The organism is Pseudomonas sp. FA-1 (assembly GCF_056856075.1).
Genome location: NZ_JBWXTH010000007.1, coordinates 21,016 through 47,482, shown reverse-complemented (window position 1 = coordinate 47,482; position 26,467 = coordinate 21,016). Strand labels below are relative to the sequence as shown.

23 protein-coding genes are annotated in these 26,467 nt (G+C 63.9%); 17 read left to right on the top strand and 6 right to left on the bottom strand.

From position 1 onward, the window contains the following. Positions 1-48: 48 nt before the first annotated feature. Positions 49-414 carry a hypothetical protein gene (locus tag AC1MHZ_RS14220; RefSeq protein WP_084859147.1) on the bottom strand — a complete coding sequence of 122 codons (366 nt, stop codon included), beginning with the start codon at positions 412-414 and terminating at the stop codon, positions 49-51. Between the two features lie 162 nt (positions 415-576). Here AC1MHZ_RS14220 and AC1MHZ_RS14215 point away from each other — a divergent pair, with 162 nt between their 5' ends. The 3 genes from AC1MHZ_RS14215 to AC1MHZ_RS14205 are packed head-to-tail and all read left to right on the top strand — an operon-like array spanning position 577 to position 2,177. Beyond that, on the top strand, positions 577-879 hold the full coding sequence (locus tag AC1MHZ_RS14215; protein WP_084859148.1) for a DUF1883 domain-containing protein: 303 nt from the start codon (positions 577-579) through the stop codon (positions 877-879). A gap of 9 nt (positions 880-888) precedes the next feature. Next, on the top strand, positions 889-1,059 hold the full coding sequence (locus AC1MHZ_RS14210) for a hypothetical protein (protein WP_172403075.1): 171 nt from the start codon (positions 889-891) through the stop codon (positions 1,057-1,059). 32 nt (positions 1,060-1,091) lie between these two features. Then, positions 1,092-2,177: an NAD(P)H-dependent flavin oxidoreductase gene (locus AC1MHZ_RS14205; RefSeq protein ID WP_084859149.1), complete on the top strand. Its 1,086-nt coding sequence runs from the start codon at positions 1,092-1,094 to the stop codon at positions 2,175-2,177. Here the strand turns inward: AC1MHZ_RS14205 and AC1MHZ_RS14200 are convergent, their stop codons facing one another. Beyond that, positions 2,178-3,563, bottom strand: a complete 1,386-nt coding sequence (locus AC1MHZ_RS14200) for an amino acid permease (RefSeq protein WP_084859150.1) — start codon at positions 3,561-3,563, stop codon at positions 2,178-2,180. It abuts the gene before it with no gap. Between the two features lie 443 nt (positions 3,564-4,006). On the opposite strand from AC1MHZ_RS14200, the gene AC1MHZ_RS14195 reads away from it, so the two are divergent. Next, the gene (locus tag AC1MHZ_RS14195; protein WP_084859151.1) at positions 4,007-5,263 is read left to right on the top strand and encodes a 2-aminoadipate transaminase; all 1,257 of its coding nucleotides are present in this window, start codon (positions 4,007-4,009) and stop codon (positions 5,261-5,263) included. Here the strand turns inward: AC1MHZ_RS14195 and AC1MHZ_RS14190 are convergent. Beyond that, positions 5,260-5,559: a hypothetical protein gene (locus AC1MHZ_RS14190; RefSeq protein WP_084859152.1), complete on the bottom strand. Its 300-nt coding sequence runs from the start codon at positions 5,557-5,559 to the stop codon at positions 5,260-5,262. The two genes, AC1MHZ_RS14195 and AC1MHZ_RS14190, sit on opposite strands and share 4 nt — an antisense overlap. 245 nt (positions 5,560-5,804) lie before the next feature. On the opposite strand from AC1MHZ_RS14190, the gene AC1MHZ_RS14185 reads away from it, so the two are divergent. Beyond that, positions 5,805-6,233 carry a hypothetical protein gene (locus AC1MHZ_RS14185; protein ID WP_084859154.1) on the top strand — a complete coding sequence of 143 codons (429 nt, stop codon included), beginning with the start codon at positions 5,805-5,807 and terminating at the stop codon, positions 6,231-6,233. A gap of 23 nt (positions 6,234-6,256) precedes the next feature. Here the strand turns inward: AC1MHZ_RS14185 and dsdA are convergent, their stop codons facing one another. Further along, positions 6,257-7,618 carry a D-serine ammonia-lyase gene (gene dsdA, locus AC1MHZ_RS14180; RefSeq protein WP_482966521.1) on the bottom strand — a complete coding sequence of 454 codons (1,362 nt, stop codon included), beginning with the start codon at positions 7,616-7,618 and terminating at the stop codon, positions 6,257-6,259. 148 nt (positions 7,619-7,766) lie between these two features. On the opposite strand from dsdA, the gene fusA reads away from it, so the two are divergent. Further along, positions 7,767-9,881, top strand: coding sequence for an elongation factor G (gene fusA, locus AC1MHZ_RS14175; RefSeq protein WP_084859157.1), 2,115 nt, complete (start codon positions 7,767-7,769; stop codon positions 9,879-9,881). 147 nt (positions 9,882-10,028) lie between these two features. Here fusA and AC1MHZ_RS14170 read toward each other — a convergent pair whose 3' ends face one another. Further along, positions 10,029-11,471, bottom strand: coding sequence for a SulP family inorganic anion transporter (locus AC1MHZ_RS14170; protein ID WP_482966520.1), 1,443 nt, complete (start codon positions 11,469-11,471; stop codon positions 10,029-10,031). A gap of 98 nt (positions 11,472-11,569) precedes the next feature. Beyond that, positions 11,570-13,291, bottom strand: a complete 1,722-nt coding sequence (locus AC1MHZ_RS14165) for a S8/S53 family peptidase (RefSeq protein WP_482966519.1) — start codon at positions 13,289-13,291, stop codon at positions 11,570-11,572. A 230-nt stretch (positions 13,292-13,521) separates the two neighbouring features. On the opposite strand from AC1MHZ_RS14165, the gene AC1MHZ_RS14160 reads away from it, so the two are divergent. The 11 genes from AC1MHZ_RS14160 to nuoJ all read left to right on the top strand — a co-directional run bounded on the left by AC1MHZ_RS14160 (position 13,522) and on the right by nuoJ (position 26,464). After that, positions 13,522-14,256, top strand: a complete 735-nt coding sequence (locus AC1MHZ_RS14160) for a secretin N-terminal domain-containing protein (protein WP_084859213.1) — start codon at positions 13,522-13,524, stop codon at positions 14,254-14,256. 489 nt (positions 14,257-14,745) lie between these two features. Further along, positions 14,746-16,071: an isocitrate lyase gene (gene aceA, locus AC1MHZ_RS14155; RefSeq protein ID WP_084859163.1), complete on the top strand. Its 1,326-nt coding sequence runs from the start codon at positions 14,746-14,748 to the stop codon at positions 16,069-16,071. A gap of 641 nt (positions 16,072-16,712) precedes the next feature. Next, positions 16,713-17,126, top strand: a complete 414-nt coding sequence (locus AC1MHZ_RS14150; protein WP_043209159.1) for an NADH-quinone oxidoreductase subunit A — start codon at positions 16,713-16,715, stop codon at positions 17,124-17,126. 9 nt (positions 17,127-17,135) lie between these two features. Beyond that, complete coding sequence (locus AC1MHZ_RS14145) at positions 17,136-17,813, top strand: NuoB/complex I 20 kDa subunit family protein (protein ID WP_043209157.1); 678 nt, start codon at positions 17,136-17,138, stop codon at positions 17,811-17,813. A 79-nt stretch (positions 17,814-17,892) separates the two neighbouring features. After that, positions 17,893-19,674 carry an NADH-quinone oxidoreductase subunit C/D gene (nuoC, locus tag AC1MHZ_RS14140; protein ID WP_084859165.1) on the top strand — a complete coding sequence of 594 codons (1,782 nt, stop codon included), beginning with the start codon at positions 17,893-17,895 and terminating at the stop codon, positions 19,672-19,674. Between the two features lie 2 nt (positions 19,675-19,676). Then, a complete protein-coding gene (gene nuoE / locus AC1MHZ_RS14135; RefSeq protein ID WP_084859167.1) occupies positions 19,677-20,174 on the top strand; it encodes an NADH-quinone oxidoreductase subunit NuoE in 498 nt (165 codons plus the stop codon). Then, positions 20,171-21,550 (top strand): NADH-quinone oxidoreductase subunit NuoF, encoded by a 1,380-nt coding sequence (gene nuoF, locus AC1MHZ_RS14130; RefSeq protein ID WP_084859169.1) that lies wholly within the window; start codon positions 20,171-20,173, stop codon positions 21,548-21,550. Before nuoE ends, nuoF begins: the two co-directional genes overlap by 4 nt. Positions 21,551-21,674: 124 nt before the next feature. Continuing rightward, positions 21,675-24,389, top strand: a complete 2,715-nt coding sequence (gene nuoG, locus AC1MHZ_RS14125) for an NADH-quinone oxidoreductase subunit NuoG (RefSeq protein ID WP_084859170.1) — start codon at positions 21,675-21,677, stop codon at positions 24,387-24,389. Further along, on the top strand, positions 24,386-25,393 hold the full coding sequence (gene nuoH / locus AC1MHZ_RS14120) for an NADH-quinone oxidoreductase subunit NuoH (protein WP_084859172.1): 1,008 nt from the start codon (positions 24,386-24,388) through the stop codon (positions 25,391-25,393). The genes nuoG and nuoH overlap by 4 nt, the downstream gene beginning before the upstream one ends. A gap of 11 nt (positions 25,394-25,404) precedes the next feature. Further along, positions 25,405-25,953, top strand: a complete 549-nt coding sequence (nuoI, locus tag AC1MHZ_RS14115) for an NADH-quinone oxidoreductase subunit NuoI (RefSeq protein WP_016488223.1) — start codon at positions 25,405-25,407, stop codon at positions 25,951-25,953. 10 nt (positions 25,954-25,963) lie between these two features. Continuing rightward, the gene (gene nuoJ / locus AC1MHZ_RS14110; RefSeq protein ID WP_224456246.1) at positions 25,964-26,464 is read left to right on the top strand and encodes an NADH-quinone oxidoreductase subunit J; all 501 of its coding nucleotides are present in this window, start codon (positions 25,964-25,966) and stop codon (positions 26,462-26,464) included. The last annotated feature ends 3 nt before the right edge of the window (positions 26,465-26,467 follow it).

Below are 26,467 nucleotides of genomic sequence, written 5' to 3'. Positions count from 1 at the left end.
ACAAGAAAATGGCAATTTGCCTGCTAATCGCTCATTGGCTGAGCTGGATCAAGATCCTGAGATGCACTGGGTCGCCGCGGTGCGCACGTCACCCAGGCGCAGAGGGAAGTTGTTCAGCCGCTCGTGCAGCTTGATGCTGCTGCCGCTGCCACGCTTGTCGATATCCACCAGGGCCGCAGGGCCGGCACCTGCGGAAAGCTTTTGCGGCACGATCAGGCGCAGGCCGTCGTCGCCGCGGGGCTCCTCCACCAGAGGGTCGCGCGTTTCGGCCAACTTGCTCTTGACGCAGTCGGCATACTGGCGAGGCGTCTTGCCGGACATCACGTCCAGGGTTTCCCGGGATTGTTCGAGTTCCGAAACACTGACACAGCCGCCCAGCACCACCAACGACATCGCCGCCACCAACCACTTCATTCGCACCACCCTCGGAATCGACAAGAAACGCTTGGACAACAGCCGGGCGGATTTGCTCCCTGCTTTGGCAGATTTATCTTCGGCCCGACCATCCGGGCGCGAGTCCATCCTGACATCGTGGTATCGTTTGCCTTTGCTGAACCAACCCTTGCGGAGCACCCCATGAAATTCGTACACCAGCGCGAGCACCTGAACGAGGACGACGTGGTCGTCATCGAATGCTCCCAGCGCTGTAATATCCGCCTGATGAACGACGCCAACTTCCGCAGCTTCAAGAATGGCGGTCGGCACACCTACCACGGTGGGCACTTCATCAAGTTCCCGGCCAAGATCACCGTGCCCAGCACCGGCTTCTGGAACATCACCATCGATACCGTGAGCCCGCGCCCGATCTCGGTGACGCGCAAGCCGACCTTCACCCACAAGATCAAGATCATTCGCCGTTCGTCCTCCAGACTCGGATAAGGCCCCGCCATGACCCAGACCATCAAATACGTGATCAAGTACAAACTCGACGGCGAGCGCCGCTGGGACTTCGCCTTGATGCCGGACGCCTCCCAGGAACAAGCCCTGGAAGCGCTGCGCAAGATCCATGGCGAGGACGCCGAGAAAATCAGCGACATCCAGGTCAGCAAGGCCCTGTAATCCCCGCCCGCCCCCGCCACAAGGAGTAGCGCATGAGCAACTGGCCCGACCGACGCATTCTCGATCTGCTGGGCATCCAGTTGCCCATCCTCCAGGCACCCATGGCGGGAGCCACCGGTTCAGCCATGGCCATCGCCGTAGGCAATGCCGGCGGGCTCGGCGCCCTGCCCTGCGCCATGCTCAGTGCCGAGCAGGTGCGCGCCGAGATCGAGGCGTTTCGTGCCGGCTGCCAAGGCCCGCTCAATCTGAACTTCTTCTGCCACCAGCCACCGGCACCCGATGCCGAGCGCGACCGGCGCTGGAAGCAGGCGCTCAAGCCGTATTACGAGGAAGTGGGCGCGGACTTCGACGCCCCGACGCCGGTCTCCAACCGTGCCCCGTTCGACGAGCAGAGCTGCCAGCTGGTGGAGCAGCTGCGCCCCGAGGTGGTGAGCTTTCACTTCGGCCTGCCCCAGGCCGACCTGCTGCGACGAGTCAAGGCCAGTGGCGCCAAGGTGCTGTCCAGCGCCACCACGGTGGAAGAAGCCGTGTGGCTGGAGGCCAATGGCTGTGACGCGGTCATCGCCATGGGCTACGAGGCGGGTGGGCACCGCGGCATGTTCCTGAGCGAAGACATCACCAGCCAGGTCGGTACCTTTGCACTGGTACCCCAGGTGGTGGATGCGGTGCGGGTACCAGTGATCGCCGCCGGTGGTATCGGCGACCACCGCGGCCTGGTCGCCGCCCTGGCCCTGGGCGCCTCGGCGGTACAGGTGGGCACCGCCTACCTGTTCTGCCCGCAGGCCAAGGTATCGCCGGCCCACCGCCGCGCGCTGGACAGTGCCCCGGCCAGCGACACAGCACTGACCAACCTGTTCACCGGCCGCCCGGCGCGCGGCATCAACAATCGCATCATGCGCGAGCTCGGGCCGATGAGCCCGCTGGCGCCGCGCTTCCCCCTTGCCGGGGGCGCGCTGATGCCACTGCGGGCGATCCGCGACCCCCAAGGCAACAGCGACTTCAGCAACCTATGGGCAGGCCAGGCGTTGCGCCTGGGGCAGCACCTGGATGCGGGCGAGCTGACCCGGCAGATCGCGGGCAAGGCCCTACAGCAGCTGGGCCTTGCTTCACGAACCTAGTCAGGCAGGCTGCGCGGCCCTTGCAGCCGTACGACGACGGGTCAAGGCGATCAACAGGATGAAGCAGGTCACTGCGGCGGTCATCAATGTCTCGTAGCGATACGCATCGCTGAACAGCATGTAGCCCAGCACCATGACGATCAGGCCGATCACCAGCCAGGTCAGCCAGGGGAACAGCCACATCTTCAGTGCCAGCTCCGTGCCTTCGCGCTCGGCGCGGGCACGCATGCGCAGCTGCGACACGGCGATCACCAGATACACCAGCAAGGCGATGGCGCCGGTAGTCGACAGCAGGAAGCCGAACACCTTGCCTGGGAACACGTAGTTGACGAAGCAGCCGACGAAACCCGCCAGGGTCGACAGCACCACCGCCACAGTGGGTACTCCATTGCCTGAGATGCGCTTGATCATCCGCGGCGCCTCGCCCCGCGCGCCCAGGGAGTAGAGCATGCGCGATGCGGTGTAGAGGCCCGAGTTCATGCAACTGGTCACCGCCACCAGCACCACCAGGTCGACCATCAGCTTGGCACCCGGCACGTTCAGTACCTCGAGCACGCGCTGGAACGAGCCGACGGCCTTCAGGCCCGGGTCGTTCCAGGCCACCAGCGACACCACCAGGAAGATGGACGCCAGGTAGAAGATGGCGATGCGGTACACCACCAGGTTGGTCGCGCGGCGGATCTTCTCCTTGGGGTTGGCGGTCTCGTCAGCCGCGATGGTGACGATTTCCGCGCCGAAGAACGAGAAGATGGTGATCAGCACACCCCCAAGTACGGTACCAAAACCATTGGGCATGAAACCGCCGTTGGCCCACAGCTGGCTGACGCCGGAGGTCTCGGCCAGGGGCCAGACGCCGAACACAGCCAAGCTGCAGATACCGATGAAGGCCAGAATGGCGATCACCTTGACCAGGGCGAACCAGTATTCGAACTCACCGAAGTTCTTCACGCTGATGAGGTTGGTGCCCGACAGCACGATCATGATCAGGAAGGCGAACAGCCAGGACGGCACCACCGGGAAGTAGGCGTGGAGAATGTCCGCGCCGGCAATGGCCTCGACCGGGATGATCAACACCCAGAACCACCAGTACAGCCAGCCGATGGTGAAGCCTGCCCAAGGACCGATGGCCTCGGCGGCATAGGTGGAGAACGAACCGCTGTTGGGGTTGGCGATGGCCATTTCACCGAGCATGCGCATCACCAGCAGCACCAGCAGGCCGGTCATTGCGTAGGAGATGAGGATGGCCGGGCCGGCGGTGGCGATGGCGTTGGAGGAGCCGATGAACAGGCCCGCGCCGATGATGCCGGCGATGGAAATCATGGATACCTGACGTGAGGTCAGGCCGTGCTGCAGCGAACGCTGTTTCTTTTGTTGTTGCGATGCCATGGGGAACCCTCGAATGGGTCGGCCGCCGCAAGGGGCGGCTGAAAAATGGAGCAGGATGCGAGTAAGTCGTAGTTGCTGAGTTGTTGTTGTTTTATTCGGAAACAGGCGCGGGCAGATCGACAACCGTCATGTTTTTCTCCTACATCGACAGCGGGTTGTAATCGTTGACGCGGGTCAGTATTAATCTATAAGGCAAGGTCAACAAACGACCTTTTCGAAGCACATAATTCCGTTACGGAATGAATTCCTTCCTTTTTTGCTCAAGGGGATCGGTAAACGTAACCCACGCATGCACCCAGATATCCTCAACGCACTGGAGCCGTTCGACCTGGCCTGCTTTATTCAAGAATTAAAGGAATGACCGCAATCGAATAATTCGTTTGCACGAATCCGAGCCCGCACGCTTCGATAATAAGAAACCCAAACAAAAGGTTTGCGTGCCCATGCAACAGGACAGTATCAGCCACTCCATTGCCATCGTTCACCCGATTACACTTTCCCATGGCCGCAACGCCGAAGTCTGGGATACCGATGGCAAGCGTTATATCGATTTCGTCGGGGGTATCGGCGTACTCAACCTGGGCCATTGCAACCCTGCCGTGGTAGAGGCGATCCAGGCCCAAGCCACCCGCCTGACCCATTACGCGTTCAATGCAGCGCCCCATGGCCCGTACCTGGAGCTAATGGAACGCCTGCGACACTTCGTGCCGGTCAGCTACCCGTTGGCGGGCATGCTCACCAACAGCGGTGCGGAAGCGGCTGAAAATGCCCTGAAAGTGGCGCGTGGCGCGACCGGCAAACGTGCCATCGTCGCCTTCGATGGAGGGTTCCATGGCCGTACCCTGGCCACCCTCAACCTCAACGGCAAGGTGGTGCCCTACAAACAGCGTGTGGGTGAGCTGCCAGGGCCGGTCTACCATTTGCCCTACCCCAGCGCCGACACCGGCGTGACCTGCGAACAGGCGCTCAAGGCGATGGACCGGCTGTTCAGCGTCGAGCTGGCCGTGGAGGATGTGGCGGCATTCATCTTCGAGCCGGTGCAGGGCGAAGGCGGCTTCCTGGCGCTGGACCCGGCATTCGCCCAGGCGCTACGCCGTTTCTGCGACGCGCATGGGATCCTGATCATCATCGATGAGATCCAGTCCGGGTTCGGCCGCACCGGCCAGCGCTTCGCCTTCCCGCGCCTGGGGATCGAGCCAGACCTGTTGCTGCTGGCCAAGAGCATTGCCGGCGGCATGCCGTTGGGGGCCGTGGTCGGGCGCAAGGCGATCATGGACTCGCTGCCCAAGGGCGGCCTGGGCGGCACCTATTCCGGCAACCCGATCGCCTGCGCGGCGGCACTGGCCAGCCTGGCGCAGATGAGCGATGAGAACCTGGCCACCTGGGGCGAGCGCCAGGAACAGGCCATCGTCGCACGCTACGAACGCTGGAAGGCGTCCGGGCTGACTTCGGCGCTGGGCCGCCTGACAGGCACCGGGGCCATGCGCGGCCTGGAGTTCGTCAATGCCGACGGCAGCCCGGCACCTGCGCAATTGGCCAAGGTGATGGAGGCTGCGCGAGCCAAGGGCCTGTTGCTGATGCCCAGCGGCAAGGCGCGACACATCATTCGCCTGTTGGCCCCGTTGACGATCGAACCTGATGTGCTCGAGGAAGGCCTGGATATCCTCGAACAGTGCCTGGCCGAACTGGGCTGCGCTTAGAGCCCCAGCTCCTCGGGCGTGAGCATGTCGGACTCGAAGGCGATCCAGCCGCCTTCGAGCTCGGCGTGGCCGTTGACGATTGGGCCGTAGTAAGTCAGGCCGTTTTCCAAGGTCACGCAGATATGTGTGGCAGGCTTTTCCGGCGCTGCCAGGGTGCCGACGAAATGCACTTTCTTCAGGGTCTCGGTAACCGCTTCCAGGCCGACACGCATGTTGGGGTTTTCCATCGCTTCGGCGTCACCCCCACGGTCTTCGGCGCTGACGGTTACGGTGGCGATGTACGGGTATTTGCTCAATCAGGGTGCCTCGTGGGAACTGGGACGGCGCAGCAGGCGCCAGGGGTGCCTAGGGTACGGCAGGTGACGACCAGGCGCGAGTGGTGCGGGGAATATTTGCACCGGCAGCATTGGCCCAATCGCCGGCTAGCCGGCGATTGAGTCGGCATTGCAGGACAACATCCTTCTGCCTACCGACATGGCCTCCCCCGCCCCAATCTGTTAGGGTGCCCGCCGATGCACGCCACACCACACGAGGATTCCGAGTGAGCGCCGAAGAACCCCTGATCGCCGACCTGTTCGAGGTCGACAAACGCCTGACCCTCAAGCCCGTCGTGGATTTCAACAGCTACCTGCGCAACGCCTTCGGTGAAGGCACCTGCCGCTGCCACCGCTGCGTAGACCTGAGCGGCGACGAGACCGGCTACGCCCACCGCCACACCTTCGCCCTGGAAGGCCGCACGCTGCATCGCCGCTTCGCCAACACTGCCGCCAGCGATGTGCTGCAGGTGCTGAAGAAAGCCTGGCTGTCCTACACCAAGGCCGACCTGCAACCAGTGGGCGAGCTGGACCTGGGTACCGTCAAGGCGTTCACCGAGGCTGCGCTGCACGAGCGCCTGCTGGCCCTGCTGCCCGCCAGCGGCCTGGCCCGGGAAAGCGACGGCCAGTGGCATTTGCAGGCCCTGGCCGACTGACACACGCCGATGGCCGCTCGGGCTCAATGCCCCTGGCGGCCATGCAGGATGGCGCGCCCCTTCTCCAGGTACGCCTCCATCTCCTGGTCCGGCACCATGCTGCCGCCCGTCGCCCATACCAGATGGGTGGCATTGGCCATGCGCCGCTCGTCCAGCCCCATGCGCTGGCGAAACCCCTGTTTTTCCAGCAATACCTGGCCCATGCCCGGCACGCCCGCCAATGCCGAGGGCTCCAACCGCTCGCCTTCGAGCCGGTCCATCAAAGCCAGCAGGCGGAACAGCTCTGCGTCACTGACGGTGTAATAGCCATCTACCAGGCGCTGCATGCTGCGCCCGACGAACCCTGAGGGCCGCCCGACCGCCAGCCCGTCGGCGGCGGTATGGTTATCCAGGCCGAAATCGTAGACCGACACCTGCTCATGCAACCCGGTATAGACCCCCAGCAGCATGCAGGGCGAATGGGTGGGCTCGGCGAACAGGCAATGCACCGCATCGCCGAACGCCTGCTTCAGGCCAAAGGCCACGCCGCCAGGCCCACCGCCCACGCCACACGGCAGATAGACGAACAGAGGGTGATCGGCATCGACCTGGATGCCTGCGCCCTGCAACTGCCCGCGCAGGCGCTCGGCGGCCACGGCGTAGCCGAGGAACAGGTCGGTGGAGTTTTCATCATCGACGAAATGGCAGTTGGGGTCGGCATCCGCTTCGTGCCGCCCCTGGGCCACGGCAACGCCGTAGTCGGCCTCGTACTCGCGCACCTCCACGCCACAAGCGCGTAGGCACTCCTTCTTCCACTGGCGGGCATCGGCGGACATATGCACTGTGGTACGGAACCCAAGCCGGGCCCCCATCACGCCAATGGACAGCCCCAGGTTGCCGGTCGAGCCGACGGCGATGCTGTATTGACCGAAGAAAGCCCGCGCTGCGTCGCTGTCGAGCACCGCGTAGTCATCGCCTGGCTTGAGCAGGCCGTGGGCCAGGGCGAGGTCCTCGGCATGCTTGAGCACCTCGTAGATACCGCCACGGGCCTTGATCGAACCGGAAATGGGCAGCTGGTTGTCGGCCTTGAGCCAAAGCCGGCCGCTGGGTGCGATACCCAGCTCGTCGCACAGCGCTGCCTGCAGCGTGGGCAAGGGCCTCAAGGGCGACTCGATCAGGCCACCGGACGCTGCCGTCTGCGGGAACGCCGAGGCGATGAACGGCGCGAAACGCTCAAGCCGGGCGCTGGCCTGGGCGATATCGGCGGCGCCCAGCGGCACATCGCCAAGCGCCTGGGCACAGGGCACGACGCCCGGATTGAACCAGGCAACCTGCGCATGACGCACCAGGTCAGCAATCAATGGGTGCTGCTGGCACCAGGTTTCCAGCGGGACGGCAAGGGCCATGGGCGACTCCAGGAGGTCAGCGAACGAGCCTTGGATTAGGCGGCACATGCCCTTGCCTTGGCAACCGTCGGATACTCATCCACGGCCCCGTCAGGTTCGTCATCGTCTGCTACCTTGGGAGAACCCGTTCACCCACAGGTGACTGACCATGGCCCGCACGACTCCCATCGAGCTGTACCGCAATATCGGCATCGTCGCCCATGTCGACGCCGGCAAGACCACCACCACCGAACGCATCCTGTTCTACACCGGGGTCAACCACAAGATGGGCGAGGTCCATGACGGCGCCGCCACCATGGACTGGATGGCCCAGGAGCAGGAGCGCGGCATCACTATCACCTCGGCGGCCACCACGGCCTTCTGGCAAGGCTCGACCAAGCAGTTCGCCAACAAGTACCGCTTCAACATCATCGACACCCCAGGCCACGTGGACTTCACCATCGAGGTGGAACGCTCGCTGCGCGTGCTCGACGGCGCGGTGGTGGTGTTCAGCGGCGCCGACGGGGTCGAACCGCAGTCCGAGACGGTCTGGCGCCAGGCCAACAAGTACCACGTCCCGCGCCTGGCCTACATCAACAAGATGGACCGCCAGGGCGCTGACTTCCTGCGCGTGGTCAGGCAGATCGACCAGCGCCTGGGCCACCATCCGGTGCCGATCCAGCTGGCCATCGGCAGCGAGGAAAATTTCCAGGGCCAGATCGACCTGGTAAAGATGAAGGCCATCTACTGGAACGACGCCGACCAGGGCACCAGTTATCGCGAAGAAGCCATCCCCGCCGAACTGCAGGCGCTGGCCGATGAATGGCGGGCGCACATGGTCGAGGCGGCAGCCGAGGCCGATGACGAGCTGCTCGGCAAGTTCCTCGAAGGCGAAGAACTGAGCACCGAAGAGATCAAGGCCGGTCTGCGCAAGCGCACCCTGAACAACGAAATCGTGCCGACCATCCTCGGCTCGTCGTTCAAGAACAAGGGCGTGCCACTGATGCTCGACGCGGTGATCGACTATCTCCCCGCCCCCAGCGAAATTCCGGCGATCAAGGGTACCGACCCGGACGATGAGAGCAAGCACCTGGAGCGCCACGCCGACGACAACGAGCCGTTCTCGGCCCTGGCCTTCAAGATCGCCACCGACCCTTTCGTCGGCACCTTGACGTTCGCCCGGGTGTACTCAGGCGTGCTCAGTTCAGGCAACGCTGTGCTCAACTCGGTCAAGGGCAAGAAGGAGCGCATCGGCCGCATGGTGCAGATGCATGCCAACCAGCGCGCCGAGATCAAGGACGTGTGCGCCGGCGATATCGCCGCACTGATCGGCATGAAGGACGTGACCACCGGCGATACGCTGTGCGATATGGACAAGCCGATCATCCTCGAACGCATGGACTTCCCCGACCCGGTGATCTCCGTGGCCGTCGAGCCCAAGACCAAAGCTGACCAGGAGAAGATGGGCATCGCCCTGGGCAAGCTGGCCCAGGAAGACCCGTCGTTCCGGGTCAAGACCGATGAAGAAACCGGCCAGACGATCATCTCCGGCATGGGCGAGCTGCACTTGGACATCATCGTCGACCGCATGAAACGCGAGTTCAACGTCGAGGCGAATATCGGCAAGCCGCAGGTGGCCTACCGTGAGAAGATCCGCAACACCTGCGAGATCGAGGGCCGGTTCGTGCGCCAGTCCGGCGGGCGCGGCCAGTATGGCCACTGCTGGATCCGCTTCGCCCCAGGCGACGAGGGCAAGGAAGGCCTGGAGTTCGTCAACGAGATCGTCGGTGGCGTGGTGCCGCGCGAGTACATCCCGGCGATCCAGAAAGGCATCGAGGAGCAGATGAAGAACGGGGTGCTGGCCGGTTACCCGCTGATCAGCCTGAAGGCTGCGGTGTACGACGGCTCGTACCACGACGTCGACTCCAACGAGATGGCCTACAAGATCGCCGCATCGATGGCCACCAAGCAGCTGTCGCAAAAAGGTGGGGCGGTGCTGCTGGAGCCGGTGATGAAGGTCGAGGTGGTGACCCCCGAGGAATACCAGGGCGATATCCTCGGCGACCTGAGCCGGCGCCGGGGGATGATCCAGGACGGCGACGAGACCCCGGCGGGCAAGGTGATCCGCGCCGAAGTGCCGCTGGGCGAGATGTTTGGCTACGCCACCTCGATGCGCTCGATGACCCAGGGTCGGGCCAGCTTCTCGATGGAGTTCACCCGCTATGCCGAAGCGCCGGCGAGCATCGCCGATGTCATCGTGAAGAAGAATCGCGGGGAGTCATAAGGCGAGCGCTACGCGCTCGACTCGGGGTAATCCCGCTCCCACAGGGATCGCGAAATCCTGTGGGAGCGGGATTACCCGCGAATGCATCAGATCAGACAGTGCTGCTTGTCAGTGCTGCTTGTCAGTGCTGCTTGTCAGTGCTGCTTGTCAGTGCTGCTCACCCGCCCGCTTGAGCAGCTGCTTGCAGCGTTCCGAAAGATGCACCACCCGCAGGTGCTTGCCCGCCTTGGCATAACGTTCGCGCAAGGTCTTCAATGCCGCGATTGCTGAATAGTCCACGAAGCTCAGGTGCCTGCAGTCCAGGGTCACGCTGGCCGGGTCCTGCGCCGGGTCGAACTGATTGAGGAACGGCGTGGTCGAGGCGAAGAACAGGGTGCCGTGCACCTGGTAGACCTTGCCGCCTTCGTCATCGACATGGCTGTCGGCATACAGCTCGCGGGCGTGCTGCCAGGCGAAATTGATCGCCGCGATGACGATGCCGAACAGCACCGCGGCGGCCAGGTCGGTGAAGATCGTGACCACGGTCACCGCGATGATCGCCAGCACATCGCTCGCTGGTACCTTGTTCAACACCCGCAGCGACGCCCAGGCGAAGGTCTGCTGGGCCACCACGAACATCACGCCCACCAGCGCCGCCAGCGGGATGCGCTCGATCAGCGGCGACAGGAACAGCACGAACAACAGGATCATCACCCCGGCCACCACGCCTGACAGCCGACCTCGGCCATTGGAGCTGAGGTTGATCACGGTCTGGCCGATCATCGCGCAGCCGCCCATGCCGCCGCACAGCCCCGAAACCATGTTGGCCGCGCCCAGGGCTACGCATTCGCGATCTGGATAGCCACGGCTCTCGGTGAGCTCGTCGGTGAGGTTCAGGGTCAGCAGCGTTTCCAGCAGGCCGACCATGGCCATCAACACCGCATAGGGCCAGATGATCGTCAGGGTCTCCAGGTTCCAGGGCACCTGCGGCAACGCCAGCTGCGGCAGGCCGCCGGCGATGTGGGCCATGTCGCCGAGGGTGCGGGTCGGCAGGTTGAGCAGGTAGACCAGCAAGCCCACCCCCAGGATCGCGACCAGGGCCGGTGGCACGACGCGGGTCAGGCGCGGCAGGACGTAGACCACCAGCATGGTCAGGGCCACCAGGCCGATCATCAGGTACAGGGGTGAGCCGCTGAGCCAGTGCTCGCCGTCTTTGAAGTGCTCGAGCTGGGCCAGGGCGATGACGATGGCCAGGCCGTTGACGAAGCCAAGCATCACCGGGTACGGCACCAGGCGCACCAGCTTGCCCAGGCGCAGCACACCGAACAGGATCATCACCACGCCACTGAGCAGGACCGTGGCCAGCAGGTACTGGGCACCGTGTTGTACCACCAGCGCGACGATGACCACTGCCATGGAGCCCGCAGCGCCGGAAATCATGCCCGGGCGGCCGCCGAACAGCGCAGTCAGGGTACAGATGATGAAGGCGCCATACAGGCCCATGAGCGGGTTGAGGTGCGCCACCAAGGCGAAGGCGATGCACTCGGGCACCAGGGCGAATGAGGTGGTGAGGCCGGCGAGCACGTCGGCGCGAAGTCGGGCGGGTTTCATGGGTTTCCTATGGTTTCCGGGGATGTGACGACGGCCCGGGCTGAACATCGAGGGCGCGATGTTACGAAATTTGTCTTCGAGCAGCCACCGCGGCGACCTCAGCGCACCCGCTCACGGCTCTGTATCGCGAGGTCGAGGGCTCGCTGCATGTCCAGGCGTGCCGAGCGGCCCAGATCAGGGTGCTGCAACTGACCGTTGCGCTCCGACGGCAGGATCGGCGCCGTCAGGTCCTCGGCATCCATGGCCTCGAAATCCTGCCGCGGGCCCAGGGTCAGGGCACTGCGGCGTAGCAGCATTCGCACCTGCTCGGGGGTCAGCTGCGGATTGATCGACACCATGGCCGCCACGGTCGCGGTCACCAACGGCGTGGCGTAGGAGGTGCCACAGTGCGGGTCGCCGGCCTGGGACGGGCGAATACAGGCCGCGGCACTGACGTCCACGCGCATGTCGATGTTGGAGCTGCGCCGCTTGACCACATGTTCCGGGGCCTCCACAGGAACGGCGCGATCGCTGCGCTGGTGGCCGCCGACCACCAGCAACTGCTCGGTGACGAACGACGACGGCAAGCGGTACTCGTCGGTGCCGGACCAGGACGCTCCGTTGCCCGCCGAGTTGACCACCACCACATCAGGGTGAGCCTTGCGCAGCCAGAGGAAGAATTCTTCCAGCAGTTCTTCGTAGCCGCTCATGGCCAGGCCCGAGCGCACCAGGGAATCGACCTCGTCGCCTTGCACGTTCTTCGCGCCGACGCGGTGGATGCCCCAGCTCCAGTTCAACACCCGCACGCCATCCTCCACCAGGTTCACCGAGGCGGCGATGTTGGCCGTGATGCCAGCATCCGCGTTGCGCTCGACGATCACTTCGAAGCCCGGGCTGGCCTTACCCAGGCCGCTGAAGAAACCGCCCTGCACACCCTCCCCGCGCCCGGCCAGGATGCCGGCCACATGGCTGCCATGGCTGTCCGCCTGGTCGCCATCGCGGGCATAGAGGCACACCGGCGCTTTGCCACAACCACCGCGGTAGGCTTCGAATGCCGGCGCATCGAAGTCCACCTCCCGCTCGATGACACCGACGCGCAGCGGCTGGACGGGTATGGACGACAGTGGGATGCGCCTCTGGTAGAAATACAGCGCATCCAGGAAGCGATTGGCCGCCCACTCGTCTTGCTGGTCGATGGCCTTGGCCGCGTGATCGGTACTTTCCTCCCCTCGCTCCGGGGCGGACTCCTCGATGATCACGGCATCGACGCTGGTCTCGCTGCCCATACGCAGGATCAGCGCATCGCGCTGCACCAGGTTGCGCACCGGCAGGCGCAACTGATAGACGTTCAACGGCGGGATGGCACCGACCACCTGGGCACCGTACTTCGCGGCAATGCGCTGCGCCTCAGGCAGGCCATCGTGCTTTTCCTCGATCAGCAGGCTGACCAGGTCCAGGTAGGTGGTCAGGCCGTCCATGTTCTTCGCCACCTCGTCGGGGCCGGCAGCCACCACGTGGCTGCGCCGTTGGGTAAGCCACACAGGGTTGCTCTGCTGGCCATGGGCCTGGAGCCACAGCGGGGCACTGCGCTGGCGAGGCCGATCGAGGGTCAGCTTGAGCATGTCGCCATCACGAAGGACCTGGGCTTCGGAAAGCTGCACGCCATCGATCCATACCGCCGGCTTGCCTTGCTCCAGGCCCTGGGCGCGCAGGCACCATTGCTGTGGAGCATCGCTGAGCAGGTCGGCGCAACGCTGCAGCTGCTTGATGCGCAGGGGCTCCTGGGAGGCATTGGCGATGGATGCGAACAGGCAGAGCAGCAAGGCGAGAACCGGTTTCATAGGTGACAATCCGTTGGCTTCCCCTGGCTGCGACTGCCGGATCGGAGCAAAGGTTCATGTGGCCTGCGAGAGCCCTATCGCGGGGCAAGCCCGCTCCCACAGATCTTGTGGGAATGGTTTTACCCGCGAATGGCCCCAGGCAGGCAAAAATGCCCGACACCGTGATCCAGGCCCGGCACATCTGCGACAAATTTGCCATCATGATCATTCCACCCGCGGAGATCATGGACATGCCGCTACGCCCTCTCATCGCCTCCCTGCTGCTGGCCGCGAGCCTCAATGCGCTGGCCGCCACCGAAGTCCTGCCGCTGCAGCACCGCACCAGCGCCGAACTGCTGCCGACGGCCCAGTCGCTCCTGGGCAAGGATGGCACCGTCAGCGCCTTCGAGAACAAACTGATCGTCAATGCCAGCCCCGAGCGCATCGACGACCTGCGCACCCTGCTGCAGCAACTCGACACCGCGCCCAAGCGCCTGCTGATCAGCGTCGACAACGACGACAGCAACTTCCAGGACAACCGCGGCAACGCCCGGGTCATCCAATACGGCACCAGCAACCGCGAAGGCGGCATGCAGCAGATACAGGCCAGCGAAGGCCAGCCGGCGCTGATCCAGGTGGGCCAGAGCATCCCCATCACCCGCACCAGCACCGACGGCTACGGCCGCCTTCATAGCGACACCGAATACCGCAATGTCACCCAGGGTTTCTACGTCACCCCGAGCCTGAGCGGCGATACGGTTCGTCTGCAAATAAGCACCAATAATGACCGACTGAGCAGCGAACGCCAGGATGTAGTAAAAGTCCAGAGCACCGACACGACGGTCACCGGCAAGCTCGGCGAGTGGATCACCCTGGCCGGACACAACCAGCAGAGCCAGGCCGGACAAAGTGCCTCGGCCATTACCTACAGCACCCAGCGGGGTGAAAACATGACATTACGGGTCAAAGTCGACCTTTTGGAGTGATCCCAGGCAATTCAAGGCCTCGACCAAAGGCCTTGAAACTGACCGAAGAGTCTCATTAGACCAAAGATGTAGTAAGCGAAAAAAAGCACTACAAAACATTTGACAGGCACTTTTTCCCAAGGGCATGATGGCCTCGCTCCCGCTAATCAGAGGCCCTGGCAAGGGCCTTCGAGATGCGCTCCTCCCTACCCCTTGGAGGCGTCTCGTGTCCATACGGCCCACAAGGCGGTTCGACGGGATTGCGACTGCGACGAAGAAGTTGTCCCGAGGGACGGAAGCGCATCACCGCAGCAACCGGCAGTCCTGTCGTACCGCAGCAAGGCAACCACGAGCCGACCTGTAGTCACACCCTGCCCGCCTGCACCCTCTTCCCCCTTCGAGCCTCCCGATCGCAAGCGCTTTCCCGCCGAGCAGACAGCCGCCAGGTCCCTGACCGCGTCGAGCACAAGCACCTACTTCACAAGACTGATGCGACGAGGTTTTATTTCCATGGCACTGACACGCGAACAGCAAATTGCAGCCCTTGAGAAAGACTGGGCCGAGAACCCGCGCTGGAAAGGCGTGACCCGTACCTATACCGCCGCCGATGTCGTCCGCCTGCGTGGTTCTCTGCAGCCGGAACACACCTTCGCCCGCCAGGGTGCAGAAAAACTGTGGAAGCTGGTCACCGAAGGTGCCCACCCGTCCTTCCGCCCCGAGAAAGATTTCGTCAACTGCATGGGCGCCCTGACCGGCGGCCAGGCAGTCCAGCAGGTGAAGGCCGGCATCCAGGCCATCTACCTGTCCGGCTGGCAGGTGGCCGCCGACAACAACTCGGCCGAGTCCATGTACCCTGACCAGTCGCTGTACCCGGTCGACTCGGTGCCGACCGTGGTCAAGCGCATCAACAACGCCTTCCGCCGCGCCGACCAGATCCAGTGGAAAGCCGGCAAGAACCCAGGCGACGAAGGCTACATCGATTACTTCGCGCCGATCGTGGCCGACGCCGAGGCTGGTTTCGGCGGCGTACTGAACGCCTACGAACTGATGAAGAACATGATCGAGGCAGGCGCCGCCGGCGTGCACTTCGAAGACCAGCTGGCTTCGGTGAAAAAATGCGGCCATATGGGCGGCAAGGTCCTGGTACCGACCCAGGAAGCAGTGCAGAAGCTGGTTGCCGCACGCCTGGCAGCCGACGTCGCCGGCGTACCGACCATCATCCTGGCCCGTACCGACGCCAACGCCGCCGATCTGCTGACCAGCGACTGCGACCCGTACGACCAGCCGTTCGTGGTGGGCGAGCGCACCCGCGAAGGCTTCTACAAGGTGCGCGCCGGCCTCGACCAGGCCATCGCCCGCGGCCTGGCCTATGCCCCGTACGCCGACCTGATCTGGTGTGAAACCGCCAAGCCGGACCTGGACGAAGCCCGCCGCTTCGCCGAGGCGATCAAGAAGGAATACCCGGACCAGATCCTGTCGTACAACTGCTCGCCGTCCTTCAACTGGAAGAAGAACCTGGACGACGCCACCATCGCCAAGTTCCAGCGCGAGCTGTCGGCCATGGGCTACAAGCACCAGTTCATCACCCTGGCAGGCATCCACAACATGTGGCACGGCATGTTCAACCTGGCGCACGACTACGCCCGCAACGACATGACCGCCTACGTGAAGCTGCAGGAGCAGGAGTTCGCCGACGCGAGCAAAGGCTATACCTTCGTGGCGCACCAGCAGGAAGTCGGTACCGGCTACTTCGATGACATGACCACCGTGATCCAGGGTGGTGCGTCTTCGGTGACCGCGCTGACCGGCTCGACCGAGGAAGAGCAGTTCCACTGATAGGGAAGCGCTAATGAAGGCCCAGGGCTTGCGAAAGCCCTGGGCCTTCTTATTTCGGGTGTTACGGGAGCGGGCTTACCGGCGATAAGGCCAGCGCAGCATCCCTGCGAATCGCGTCTATGCTTATGACTGTTCGCCACAAGAGTCCGCGCTCCGGTCGCGCCCTCCTATATATCGACCAGCGGTCACGATCCGTCCCAGGCGGCTCAATCGATAAAGTGTTGACCTAGAGCGGTACAAAGGTTGTGCGCACCTGCTAGAACGAGACCCTTTCGCATTGGCAAGATGGGGCGCCGCTGAAATGCACTTTGCAAGCACCAGGCCAAGTTAAAAATGGCAGAACACCTCAAATGATAGTAATTATCATTACATAAATAGGGTGTCGTTACGCCACGCAAGAAACATAATTAACAAAAGCGGCGGGAATGCCCGAAACTCAAGGGTTTCAGCCATTTACGAACATTTTTTGTTCTTAATCCTACGAATAAATTTGCCACAGAAATTTTACTTGCACTGGGTTTACCCATAAAATCAGCCCGATTGATTCAGCTGCGACATTTGGTCACTGCAACCGCGACACCGCGTCGCCGCTCTACTTATTTCAGACTGCAGAGCTGGGTCTCTGTATAAGGATTTCTAGCATGTCCGATTCGGTAGGACTCATCGCCCATAACTGGGGCTTTGCCATCTTCCTCCTGGGTGTCGTCGGCCTGTGTGCCTTCATGCTCGGCCTGTCCAGCCTGCTCGGTAGCAAGGCTTGGGGCCGCGCCAAGAACGAACCCTTCGAATCCGGCATGCTGCCCGTCGGCAGCGCCCGCCTGCGCCTGTCCGCCAAATTCTATCTGGTCGCGATGCTGTTCGTGATCTTCGATATCGAAGCCCTATTCCTGTATGCATGGTCTGTGTCCGTCCGCGAAAGCGGCTGGACCGGATTCGTCGAAGCACTCGTTTTCATTGCAATTCTGTTGGCTGGTCTTGTCTACCTATGGCGCGTCGGGGCGCTCGATTGGGCTCCCGAAGGTCGCCGCAAGCGGCAAGCGAAGCTGAAACAATGAGGCTTTGGCATGCAATACAATCTCACCAGAATCGATCCGGATGCGCCCAACGAGCAGTATCCTGTCGGTGAACGGGAAACCGTCACCGATCAGCTGCTAGAGGACCAAGTCCACAAGAACATCTTCATGGGCAAGCTCGAAGATGTGCTGCGTGGCGCGGTCAACTGGGGTCGCAAGAACTCCCTCTGGCCGTACAACTTCGGCCTGTCCTGCTGCTATGTGGAAATGACCACGGCCTTCACGGCACCCCACGACATCGCCCGCTTCGGCGCCGAAGTCATCCGGGCCTCGCCGCGTCAGGCCGATTTCATGGTCGTCGCTGGCACCTGCTTCATCAAGATGGCGCCGATCATCCAGCGCCTCTATGAGCAGATGCTCGAACCCAAGTGGGTGATCTCCATGGGCTCGTGCGCCAACTCCGGCGGCATGTACGACATTTACTCGGTCGTTCAGGGGGTCGACAAGTTCCTCCCCGTGGATGTCTACGTGCCTGGCTGCCCGCCTCGCCCCGAAGCCTTCCTGCAGGGCCTGATGCTGCTGCAGGAGTCGATCGGCCAGGAGCGACGCCCGCTTTCCTGGGTCGTCGGCGATCAAGGCATTTACCGTGCCGAGATGCCCGCCCAGAAAGACCTGCGTCGTGAACAGCGCATCCAGGTCACCAACCTGCGCAGCCCCGACGAAGTCTGATCCAGCGACATGCCGCCCGTTCCGGAAGGAGCCGGCGGCCTGGCTTCATTCTCTACGTTGACTCAAAGCGACCGAGACCATGACAGCGGACACCGCTATTTATATTCCGCCTTACAAGGCTGACGACCAGGATGTGGTCGTCGAACTGCACAACCGTTTTGGCGCCGACGCTTTCGTCGCCCAGGAAACCCGCACCGGCATGCCGGTCCTGTGGGTGAACCGCGCCCAGCTCAAAGATGTCCTCTCCTTCCTGCGCAACGTCGCCAAGCCGTACAGCATGCTGTTCGACCTGCATGGCGTCGACGAGCGCCTGCGTACCCAGCGCCGCGGCCTGCCGGCTGCCGACTTCAGCGTGTTCTACCACCTGTTGTCGGTCGAGCGTAACAGCGACGTGATGATCAAGGTGGCCTTGAGCGAAGGCGACCTGAACCTGCCGTCGGTCACCGGTATCTGGCCCAACGCCAACTGGTACGAGCGCGAAGTCTGGGACATGTTCGGCATCGACTTCGCCGGCCACCCGCACCTGTCGCGCATCCTCATGCCGCCGACCTGGGAAGGCCACCCGCTGCGCAAGGACTTCCCGGCGCGCGCCACCGAGTTCGACCCGTACAGCCTGAACCTGGCCAAGCAGCAGCTTGAAGAGGAATCGGCACGCTTCAACCCCGAAGCCTGGGGCATGAAGCGCCATGGCGCCAACGAGGACTACATGTTCCTCAACCTGGGCCCCAACCACCCTTCCGCCCACGGTGCCTTCCGGATCGTCCTGCAACTGGACGGCGAAGAGATCGTCGACTGCGTCCCGGACATCGGCTACCACCACCGTGGTGCCGAGAAGATGGCCGAGCGCCAGTCCTGGCACAGCTTCATCCCCTACACCGACCGTATCGACTACCTCGGCGGGGTGATGAACAACCTGCCGTACGTGCTGGCCGTCGAGAAGCTGGCCGGTATCAAGGTGCCGCAGAAGGTCGACACCATCCGCGTCATGCTGGCCGAGTTCTTCCGGATCACCAGCCACCTGCTGTTCCTGGGCACCTACATCCAGGACGTCGGCGCCATGACTCCGGTGTTCTTCACCTTCACCGACCGCCAGCGCGCCTACACCGTGATCGAAGCGATCACCGGTTTCCGCCTGCACCCGGCCTGGTACCGCATCGGTGGCGTCGCGCACGACCTGCCGCGCGGCTGGGACAAGCTGGTCAAGGACTTCGTCGAATGGCTGCCCAAGCGCCTGGACGAGTACGAGAAAGCGGCCCTGCAGAACAGCATCCTCAAGGGTCGTACCATCGGCGTCGCCGCGTACAACACCCAGGAAGCGCTGTCGTGGGGTACCACCGGTGCCGGCCTGCGTGCCACCGGTTGCGACTTCGACCTGCGCAAGGCCCGCCCCTACTCCGGCTACGAGAACTTCGAGTTCGAAGTGCCGCTGGCCCACAACGGCGATGCCTACGATCGCTGCATGGTCCGCGTCGAGGAGATGCGCCAGAGTATCCGCATCATCGACCAGTGCCTGCGCAACATGCCGGAAGGCCCGTACAAGGCGGACCACCCGCTGACCACGCCGCCACCGAAAGAGCGCACCCTGCAGCACATCGAGACCCTGATCACCCACTTCCTGCAGGTCTCGTGGGGCCCGGTCATGCCGGCCAACGAGTCGTTCCAGATGATCGAGGCGACCAAGGGCATCAACAGTTACTACCTGACGAGCGATGGCGGCACCATGAGCTACCGCACCCGGATCCGTACCCCGAGCTACCCGCACCTGCAGCAGATCCCTTCGGTGATCAAAGGCAGCATGGTCGCGGATCTCATTGCGTACCTGGGCAGTATCGACTTCGTTATGGCTGACGTGGACCGCTAAGCATGAACAGCACGCTTATCCAAACCGACCGTTTCGTCCTGAGCGAAACCGAGCGCTCGGCCATCGAGCACGAGATGCACCACTACGAGGACCCGCGCGCGGCGTCCATCGAGGCCTTGAAGATCGTCCAGAAGGAGCGTGGCTGGGTGCCGGACGGCGCCATCTATGCCATCGGCGAAGTGCTCGGCATCCCGGCCAGCGATGTCGAAGGCGTGGCCACCTTCTACAGCCAGATCTTCCGCCAGCCGGTCGGCCGCCACATCATCCGTGTCTGTGACAGCATGGTCTGCTATATCGGCGGCCACGAGTCGGTGGTCAGTCAGATCCAGAGCGAGCTGGGCATCGGCCTGGGTCAGACCACGGCCGACGGGCGTTTCACCCTGCTGCCGGTGTGCTGCCTGGGCAACTGCGACAAGGCTCCGGCCCTGATGATCGATGACGACACCTTTGGCGACGTGCAGCCAGCCGGCGTTGCCAAATTGCTGGAGGGCTACGTATGACCATCACTTCCTTCGGCCCGGCCAACCGCATCGCGCGTTCGGCTGAAACCCACCCGCTGACCTGGCGCCTGCGTGACGACGGCGAGCCGATCTGGCTCGAGGAATACCAGGCCAAGAACGGCTATGCCGCCGCCCGCAAGGCGCTGGCGCAGATGTCCGCGGACGACATCGTGCAGAGCGTCAAGGACTCCGGCCTAAAAGGCCGTGGCGGCGCAGGCTTCCCCACTGGCGTGAAGTGGGGCCTGATGCCCAAGGACGAGTCCCTGAACATCCGCTACCTGCTGTGCAACGCGGACGAGATGGAGCCCAACACCTGGAAGGACCGCATGCTGATGGAGCAACAGCCCCATCTGCTGGTCGAGGGCATGCTGATCAGCGCCCGCGCCCTGAAAGCCTACCGCGGCTACATCTTCCTGCGTGGCGAATACACCACCGCGGCGAAGCACCTCAACCGCGCCATCGAGGAAGCCAAGGCCGCAGGCCTTCTGGGCAAGAACATCCTCGGCAGCGGCTTTGACTTCGAGCTGTTCGTGCACACCGGTGCCGGGCGCTACATCTGCGGTGAAGAAACCGCACTGATCAATTCCCTGGAAGGCCGCCGCGCCAACCCGCGCTCCAAGCCGCCCTTCCCTGCCGCCGTCGGCGTGTGGGGCAAGCCGACCTGTGTGAACAACGTCGAAACCCTGTGCAACGTCCCGGCCATCGTCGCCAACGGCAACGACTGGTACAAGTCGCTTGCCCGCGAAGGCAGCGAGGACCACGGCACCAAGCTGATGGGCTTCTCCGGCAAGGTGAAGAACCCGGGCCTGTGGGAACTGCCGTTCGGCGTCACCGCCCGCGAGCTGTTCGAGGACTATGCCGGCGGCATGCGCGACGGCTACAAGCTCAAGTGCTGGCAGCCTGGCGGCGCCGGTACCGGCTTCCTGCTGCCTGAGCACCTGGATGCGCAGATGTACGCCGGTGGCATCGCCAAGGTCGGCACCCGTATGGGTACAGGCCTGGCCATGGCGGTCGACGACAGCATCAACATGGTCTCGCTGCTGCGCAACATGGAAGAGTTCTTCGCCCGTGAGTCCTGCGGCTGGTGCACCCCGTGCCGCGACGGCCTGCCCTGGAGCGTGAAGATGCTGCGCGCCCTGGAGAAAGGCCAGGGCCGCGCCGAAGACATCGAGACCCTGCTGGGTCTGGTCAACTTCCTCGGCCCAGGCCGCACCTTCTGTGCCCACGCACCGGGCGCCGTGGAGCCACTGGGCAGCGCCATCAAGTACTTCCGCTCGGAATTCGAGGCCGGTGTCGCCCCAGCCGCGGCTGGCGACGCCCTGCGCCCGAACCTGGCAAAGCCTATCCCGGCCGGGCCGGTCGTGGTCGGCGCATAACAAGATGAAACGCGGATGGCCCATGCCATCCGCCCGCCAGCAGGCTCGCCCAGGCGCGAGCCGCAGGCACACCGATTTCCATTAGCCACGCCCGCTCACGCGGGCCAACGAAGAACTTTGAACCATGGCCACTATCCACGTAGACGGCAAAGCGCTCGAAGTCAACGGTGCAGACAACCTGTTACAGGCCTGTCTGTCGCTCGGCCTCGACATCCCCTATTTCTGCTGGCATCCGGCGCTCGGTAGCGTCGGCGCCTGCCGGCAATGTGCGGTCAAGCAATACACCGACGAGAACGACACCCGTGGTCGTATCGTCATGTCCTGCATGACCCCTGCCTCCGACGGCACCTGGATCTCCATCGACGATGAAGAGTCCAAGGCGTTCCGCGCCAGCGTCGTCGAATGGCTGATGACCAACCACCCGCACGACTGCCCGGTGTGCGAGGAAGGCGGCCACTGCCACTTGCAGGACATGACGGTAATGACCGGCCACAACGAGCGCCGCTACCGTTTCACCAAGCGTACCCACCAGAACCAGGACCTCGGCCCGTTCATCGCCCACGAGATGAACCGCTGCATCGCCTGCTACCGCTGCGTACGCTACTACAAGGACTACGCCGGCGGCACCGACCTGGGTGTCTATGGTGCCCACGACAACGTGTACTTCGGTCGCGTCGAGGATGGCGTGCTGGAGAGCGAATTCTCCGGCAACCTGACCGAGGTCTGCCCGACCGGTGTGTTCACCGACAAGACTCACTCCGAGCGCTACAACCGCAAGTGGGACATGCAGTTCGCCCCGAGTATCTGCCATGGCTGCTCCAGCGGTTGCAACATCAGCCCCGGTGAGCGCTACGGCGAACTGCGCCGCGTCGAGAACCGCTTCAACGGTTCGGTCAACCAGTATTTCCTGTGCGACCGCGGCCGCTTCGGCTATGGCTACGTCAACCGCACCGACCGCCCGCGCCAGCCACATCTGGCCGATGGCACCAAACTGGGCCTGGACGCTGCCCTGGACAAGGCCGCCGACCTGCTGCGCGGCCGTACCATCGTCGGCATCGGCTCGCCGCGCGCGAGTCTCGAGAGCAACTACGGCCTGCGCGAGCTGGTTGGCGCCGACTACTTCTACTCGGGTATGGAAGCCGGCGAGCTGGCCCGCGTACGCCTGGTACTGGACGTGCTGAACAACAGCCCGCTGCCGGTCCCGACCCTGCGCGACATCGAAGACCACGACGCGGTGTTCGTGCTCGGTGAAGACCTGACCCAGACCGCCGCCCGCGTCGCCCTGGCCGTGCGCCAGGCCACCAAGGGCAAGGCCGAGGCCATGGCCGACGCCATGCGCGTACAGCCCTGGCTCGACGCCGCGGTGAAGAACATCGGCCAGCACGCGCTGTATCCGCTGTTCATCGCCAGCCTGGCTGAAACCAAGCTGGACGACGTCGCCGAGGAGTGCGTGCACGCCGCCCCAGCCGACCTCGCCCGCCTGGGCTTCGCCGTGGCCCACGCCATCGACCCGAGCGCGCCTGCCGTTGCCGGCCTGGACGACGAAGCCAAGGCCCTGGCCCAGCGCATCGCCGACGCCCTGGTCGCCGCCAACCGCCCATTGGTGGTCGCCGGTACTTCCCTGGCCGACCCTGCACTGATCGAAGCAGCCGCCAACATCGCCAAGGCCCTGAAGCTGCGCGAGAAGAACGGCTCGCTGAGCCTGGTCGTGCCTGAGGCAAACAGCCTCGGCATGGCCATGATGGGCGGTGAGTCCGTCGACGCCGCGCTGGACGCCGTCATCAGCGGCAAGGCCGACGCCATCGTGGTGCTGGAGAACGACCTGTACGCCCGCGTACCGGCCGCCAAGGTCGACGCAGCCCTGGCTGCGGCCAAAGTAGTGATCGTCGCCGACCACTCCAAGACCCCGACCGTCGACCGCGCCCACCTGGTGCTGCCGGCCGCCACCTTCGCCGAAGGCGACGGCACCCTGGTCAGCCAGGAAGGCCGTGCCCAGCGCTTCTTCCAGGTGTTCGACCCGCAGTACCTGGACAGCAGCATCCTGGTCCACGAAGGCTGGCGTTGGATGCACGCCCTGCGTGCCACCCTGCTGAACAAGCCGGTCGACTGGACCCAGCTCGACCAGGTCACCAGCGCCTGCGCCGAGGTCGCGCCGCAGCTGGCCGGCATCGTCAATGCCGCGCCAAGCGCTGCGTTCCGCATCAAGGGCCTGAAGCTGGCGCGTGAACCCCTGCGCTACTCCGGCCGCACCGCCATGCGCGCCAACATCAGCGTGCACGAGCCGCGCACCCCGCAGGACAAGGACACCGCCTTCGCCTTCTCCATGGAAGGCTACTCGGGCAGCGCAGAACCGCGCCAGCAGGTACCGTTCGCCTGGTCCCCGGGCTGGAACTCGCCCCAGGCCTGGAACAAGTTCCAGGACGAGGTCGGTGGCCACCTGCGCGCCGGCGACCCGGGTGTACGCCTGATCGAGTCGCAGGGCGATCGCCTGAACTGGTTCACTGCCATCCCGGGCGCCTTCAACCCGGCCCGCGGCACCTGGACTGCCGTGCCGTTCTACCACCTGTTCGGCAGCGAGGAATCCTCCTCCCGTGCAGCCCCGGTACAAGAGCGTATCCCGGCCGCCTACGTGGCCCTGGCCAAGTCCGAGGCCGACCGCCTGGGCGTCAACGACGGTGCCCTGCTGAGCCTGAACGTGGCCGGCGTGTCGCTGCGCCTGCCGCTGCGCATCAATGAACAGCTGGGCGCAGGCCTGGTCGCCCTGCCGAAAGGCCTGGCCGGTATTCCGCCAGCCATCTTCGGCGCATCCGTCGAAGGCCTGCAGGAGGCAGCACAATGAGCTGGTTCACCCCCGAAGTGATCGATGTGATCCTCACCGTCGTCCGGGCCATCGTGGTCCTGCTGGCGGTGGTGGTCTGCGGCGCGCTGCTCAGCTTCGTCGAGCGCCGCCTGCTGGGCTGGTGGCAGGACCGCTACGGTCCGAACCGTGTCGGCCCGTTCGGCATGTTCCAGATCGCTGCCGACATGCTGAAGATGTTCTTCAAGGAAGACTGGAACCCGCCCTTCGTCGACCGCATGATCTTCACCCTGGCACCGGTGGTGGCCATGAGCGCCCTGCTGATCGCCTTCGTGATCATCCCGATCACCCCGCTGTGGGGCGTGGCGGACCTGAACATCGGCCTGTTGTTCTTCTTCGCCATGGCGGGTCTGTCGGTGTACGCCGTGCTGTTCGCCGGCTGGTCGTCGAACAACAAGTACGCCCTGCTCGGCAGCCTGCGTGCCTCGGCCCAGACCGTGTCGTACGAAGTGTTCCTGGGCCTTGCGCTGATGGGCGTGGTGGTTCAGGCCGGCTCGTTCAACATGCGTGACATCGTCGACTACCAGGCGCAGAACCTGTGGTTCATCATTCCGCAGTTCTTCGGCTTCTGCACCTTCTTCATCGCTGGCGTCGCCGTGACCCACCGTCACCCGTTCGACCAGCCGGAAGCGGAACAGGAACTGGCCGACGGCTACCACATCGAATATGCCGGCATGAAATGGGGCATGTTCTTCGTCGGTGAGTACATCGGCATCATCCTGATCTCGGCGCTGCTGGTGACCCTGTTCTTCGGCGGCTGGCACGGCCCGTTCGGCCTGCTGCCACAGGTTCCGTTCCTGTGGTTCGCCCTCAAGACCGCGTTCTTCATCATGCTGTTCATCCTGCTGCGCGCCTCGATCCCGCGCCCACGCTATGACCAGGTGATGGACTTCAGCTGGAAGTTCTGCCTGCCGCTGACCCTGATCAATTTGCTGGTGACCGCTGCGATCGTGCTCTACAACACGCCAGCCGTCGCGGCCCAGTGAGGATTTGACCCATGTTCAAGTATATCGGCGACATCGTTAAGGGCACCGGCACCCAGCTGCGCAGCCTGGCCATGGTGTTCTCCCACGGGTTCCGCAAGCGCGACACCCTGCAATACCCCGAAGAACCCGTGTACCTGCCGCCGCGCTATCGCGGCCGCATCGTCCTGACCCGAGACCCCGACGGCGAGGAGCGCTGCGTGGCATGCAACCTCTGCGCGGTGGCCTGCCCGGTTGGCTGCATCTCGCTGCAGAAGGCCGAGACCGAGGACGGCCGCTGGTACCCGGAGTTCTTCCGCATCAACTTCTCGCGCTGCATCTTCTGCGGCCTGTGCGAGGAAGCGTGCCCGACCACCGCGATCCAGCTGACTCCGGATTTCGAAATGGCCGAGTTCAAGCGTCAGGACCTGGTGTACGAGAAGGAAGACCTCCTGATCTCCGGCCCCGGCAAGAACCCTGACTACAACTTCTACCGTGTTGCGGGTATGGCGATCGCTGGCAAGCCGAAAGGCGCTGCGCAGAACGAGGCCGAGCCGATCAACGTGAAGAGCTTGCTCCCATAAGGACAGAAAGATGGAATTCGCTTTCTACTTCGCATCCGGGATCGCCGTGGTCTCCACCCTCCGGGTGGTGACCGGCACCAACCCCGTGCACGCCCTGCTCTACCTGATCATTTCCCTGATCTCCGTGGCGATGATCTTCTTCTCCCTGGGTGCGCCGTTCGCCGGCGCCCTGGAAGTGATCGCCTATGCCGGCGCCATCATGGTGCTGTTCGTCTTCGTGGTGATGATGCTCAACCTCGGGCCGGCCTCGGTCGCCCAGGAACGTGGCTGGCTCAAGCCAGGCATCTGGGCGGGGCCTGTGGTCCTGGCCGCCCTGCTGCTGCTCGAGCTGCTCTACGTGCTGTTCGCCGAGCCAAGCGGCGCAGCCATCAGCGGTACCACCGTGGATGCCAAGGCCGTGGGCATCAGCCTGTTCGGCCCGTACCTGCTGGTGGTCGAACTGGCCTCGATGCTGCTGCTCGCCGCAGCCGTCACGGCCTTCCACCTGGGCCGCAACGAGGCGAAGGAGTAAATC

What these genes read in the sequence shown, in the direction of transcription:
- AC1MHZ_RS14220 (WP_084859147.1), bottom strand. Translation starts at nt 414, where the DNA reads ATGAAGTGGTTGGTGGCGGCGATGTCGTTGGTGGTGCTGGGCGGCTGT.
- AC1MHZ_RS14215 (WP_084859148.1), top strand. Translation starts at nt 577, where the DNA reads ATGAAATTCGTACACCAGCGCGAGCACCTGAACGAGGACGACGTGGTC.
- AC1MHZ_RS14210 (WP_172403075.1), top strand. Translation starts at nt 889, where the DNA reads ATGACCCAGACCATCAAATACGTGATCAAGTACAAACTCGACGGCGAG.
- AC1MHZ_RS14205 (WP_084859149.1), top strand. Translation starts at nt 1,092, where the DNA reads ATGAGCAACTGGCCCGACCGACGCATTCTCGATCTGCTGGGCATCCAG.
- AC1MHZ_RS14200 (WP_084859150.1), bottom strand. Translation starts at nt 3,563, where the DNA reads ATGGCATCGCAACAACAAAAGAAACAGCGTTCGCTGCAGCACGGCCTG.
- AC1MHZ_RS14195 (WP_084859151.1), top strand. Translation starts at nt 4,007, where the DNA reads ATGCAACAGGACAGTATCAGCCACTCCATTGCCATCGTTCACCCGATT.
- dsdA (WP_482966521.1), bottom strand. Translation starts at nt 7,618, where the DNA reads ATGGCCCTTGCCGTCCCGCTGGAAACCTGGTGCCAGCAGCACCCATTG.
- fusA (WP_084859157.1), top strand. Translation starts at nt 7,767, where the DNA reads ATGGCCCGCACGACTCCCATCGAGCTGTACCGCAATATCGGCATCGTC.
- AC1MHZ_RS14170 (WP_482966520.1), bottom strand. Translation starts at nt 11,471, where the DNA reads ATGAAACCCGCCCGACTTCGCGCCGACGTGCTCGCCGGCCTCACCACC.
- AC1MHZ_RS14165 (WP_482966519.1), bottom strand. Translation starts at nt 13,291, where the DNA reads ATGAAACCGGTTCTCGCCTTGCTGCTCTGCCTGTTCGCATCCATCGCC.
- AC1MHZ_RS14160 (WP_084859213.1), top strand. Translation starts at nt 13,522, where the DNA reads ATGCCGCTACGCCCTCTCATCGCCTCCCTGCTGCTGGCCGCGAGCCTC.
- aceA (WP_084859163.1), top strand. Translation starts at nt 14,746, where the DNA reads ATGGCACTGACACGCGAACAGCAAATTGCAGCCCTTGAGAAAGACTGG.
- AC1MHZ_RS14150 (WP_043209159.1), top strand. Translation starts at nt 16,713, where the DNA reads ATGTCCGATTCGGTAGGACTCATCGCCCATAACTGGGGCTTTGCCATC.
- AC1MHZ_RS14145 (WP_043209157.1), top strand. Translation starts at nt 17,136, where the DNA reads ATGCAATACAATCTCACCAGAATCGATCCGGATGCGCCCAACGAGCAG.
- nuoC (WP_084859165.1), top strand. Translation starts at nt 17,893, where the DNA reads ATGACAGCGGACACCGCTATTTATATTCCGCCTTACAAGGCTGACGAC.
- nuoE (WP_084859167.1), top strand. Translation starts at nt 19,677, where the DNA reads ATGAACAGCACGCTTATCCAAACCGACCGTTTCGTCCTGAGCGAAACC.
- nuoF (WP_084859169.1), top strand. Translation starts at nt 20,171, where the DNA reads ATGACCATCACTTCCTTCGGCCCGGCCAACCGCATCGCGCGTTCGGCT.
- nuoG (WP_084859170.1), top strand. Translation starts at nt 21,675, where the DNA reads ATGGCCACTATCCACGTAGACGGCAAAGCGCTCGAAGTCAACGGTGCA.
- nuoH (WP_084859172.1), top strand. Translation starts at nt 24,386, where the DNA reads ATGAGCTGGTTCACCCCCGAAGTGATCGATGTGATCCTCACCGTCGTC.
- nuoI (WP_016488223.1), top strand. Translation starts at nt 25,405, where the DNA reads ATGTTCAAGTATATCGGCGACATCGTTAAGGGCACCGGCACCCAGCTG.
- nuoJ (WP_224456246.1), top strand. Translation starts at nt 25,964, where the DNA reads ATGGAATTCGCTTTCTACTTCGCATCCGGGATCGCCGTGGTCTCCACC.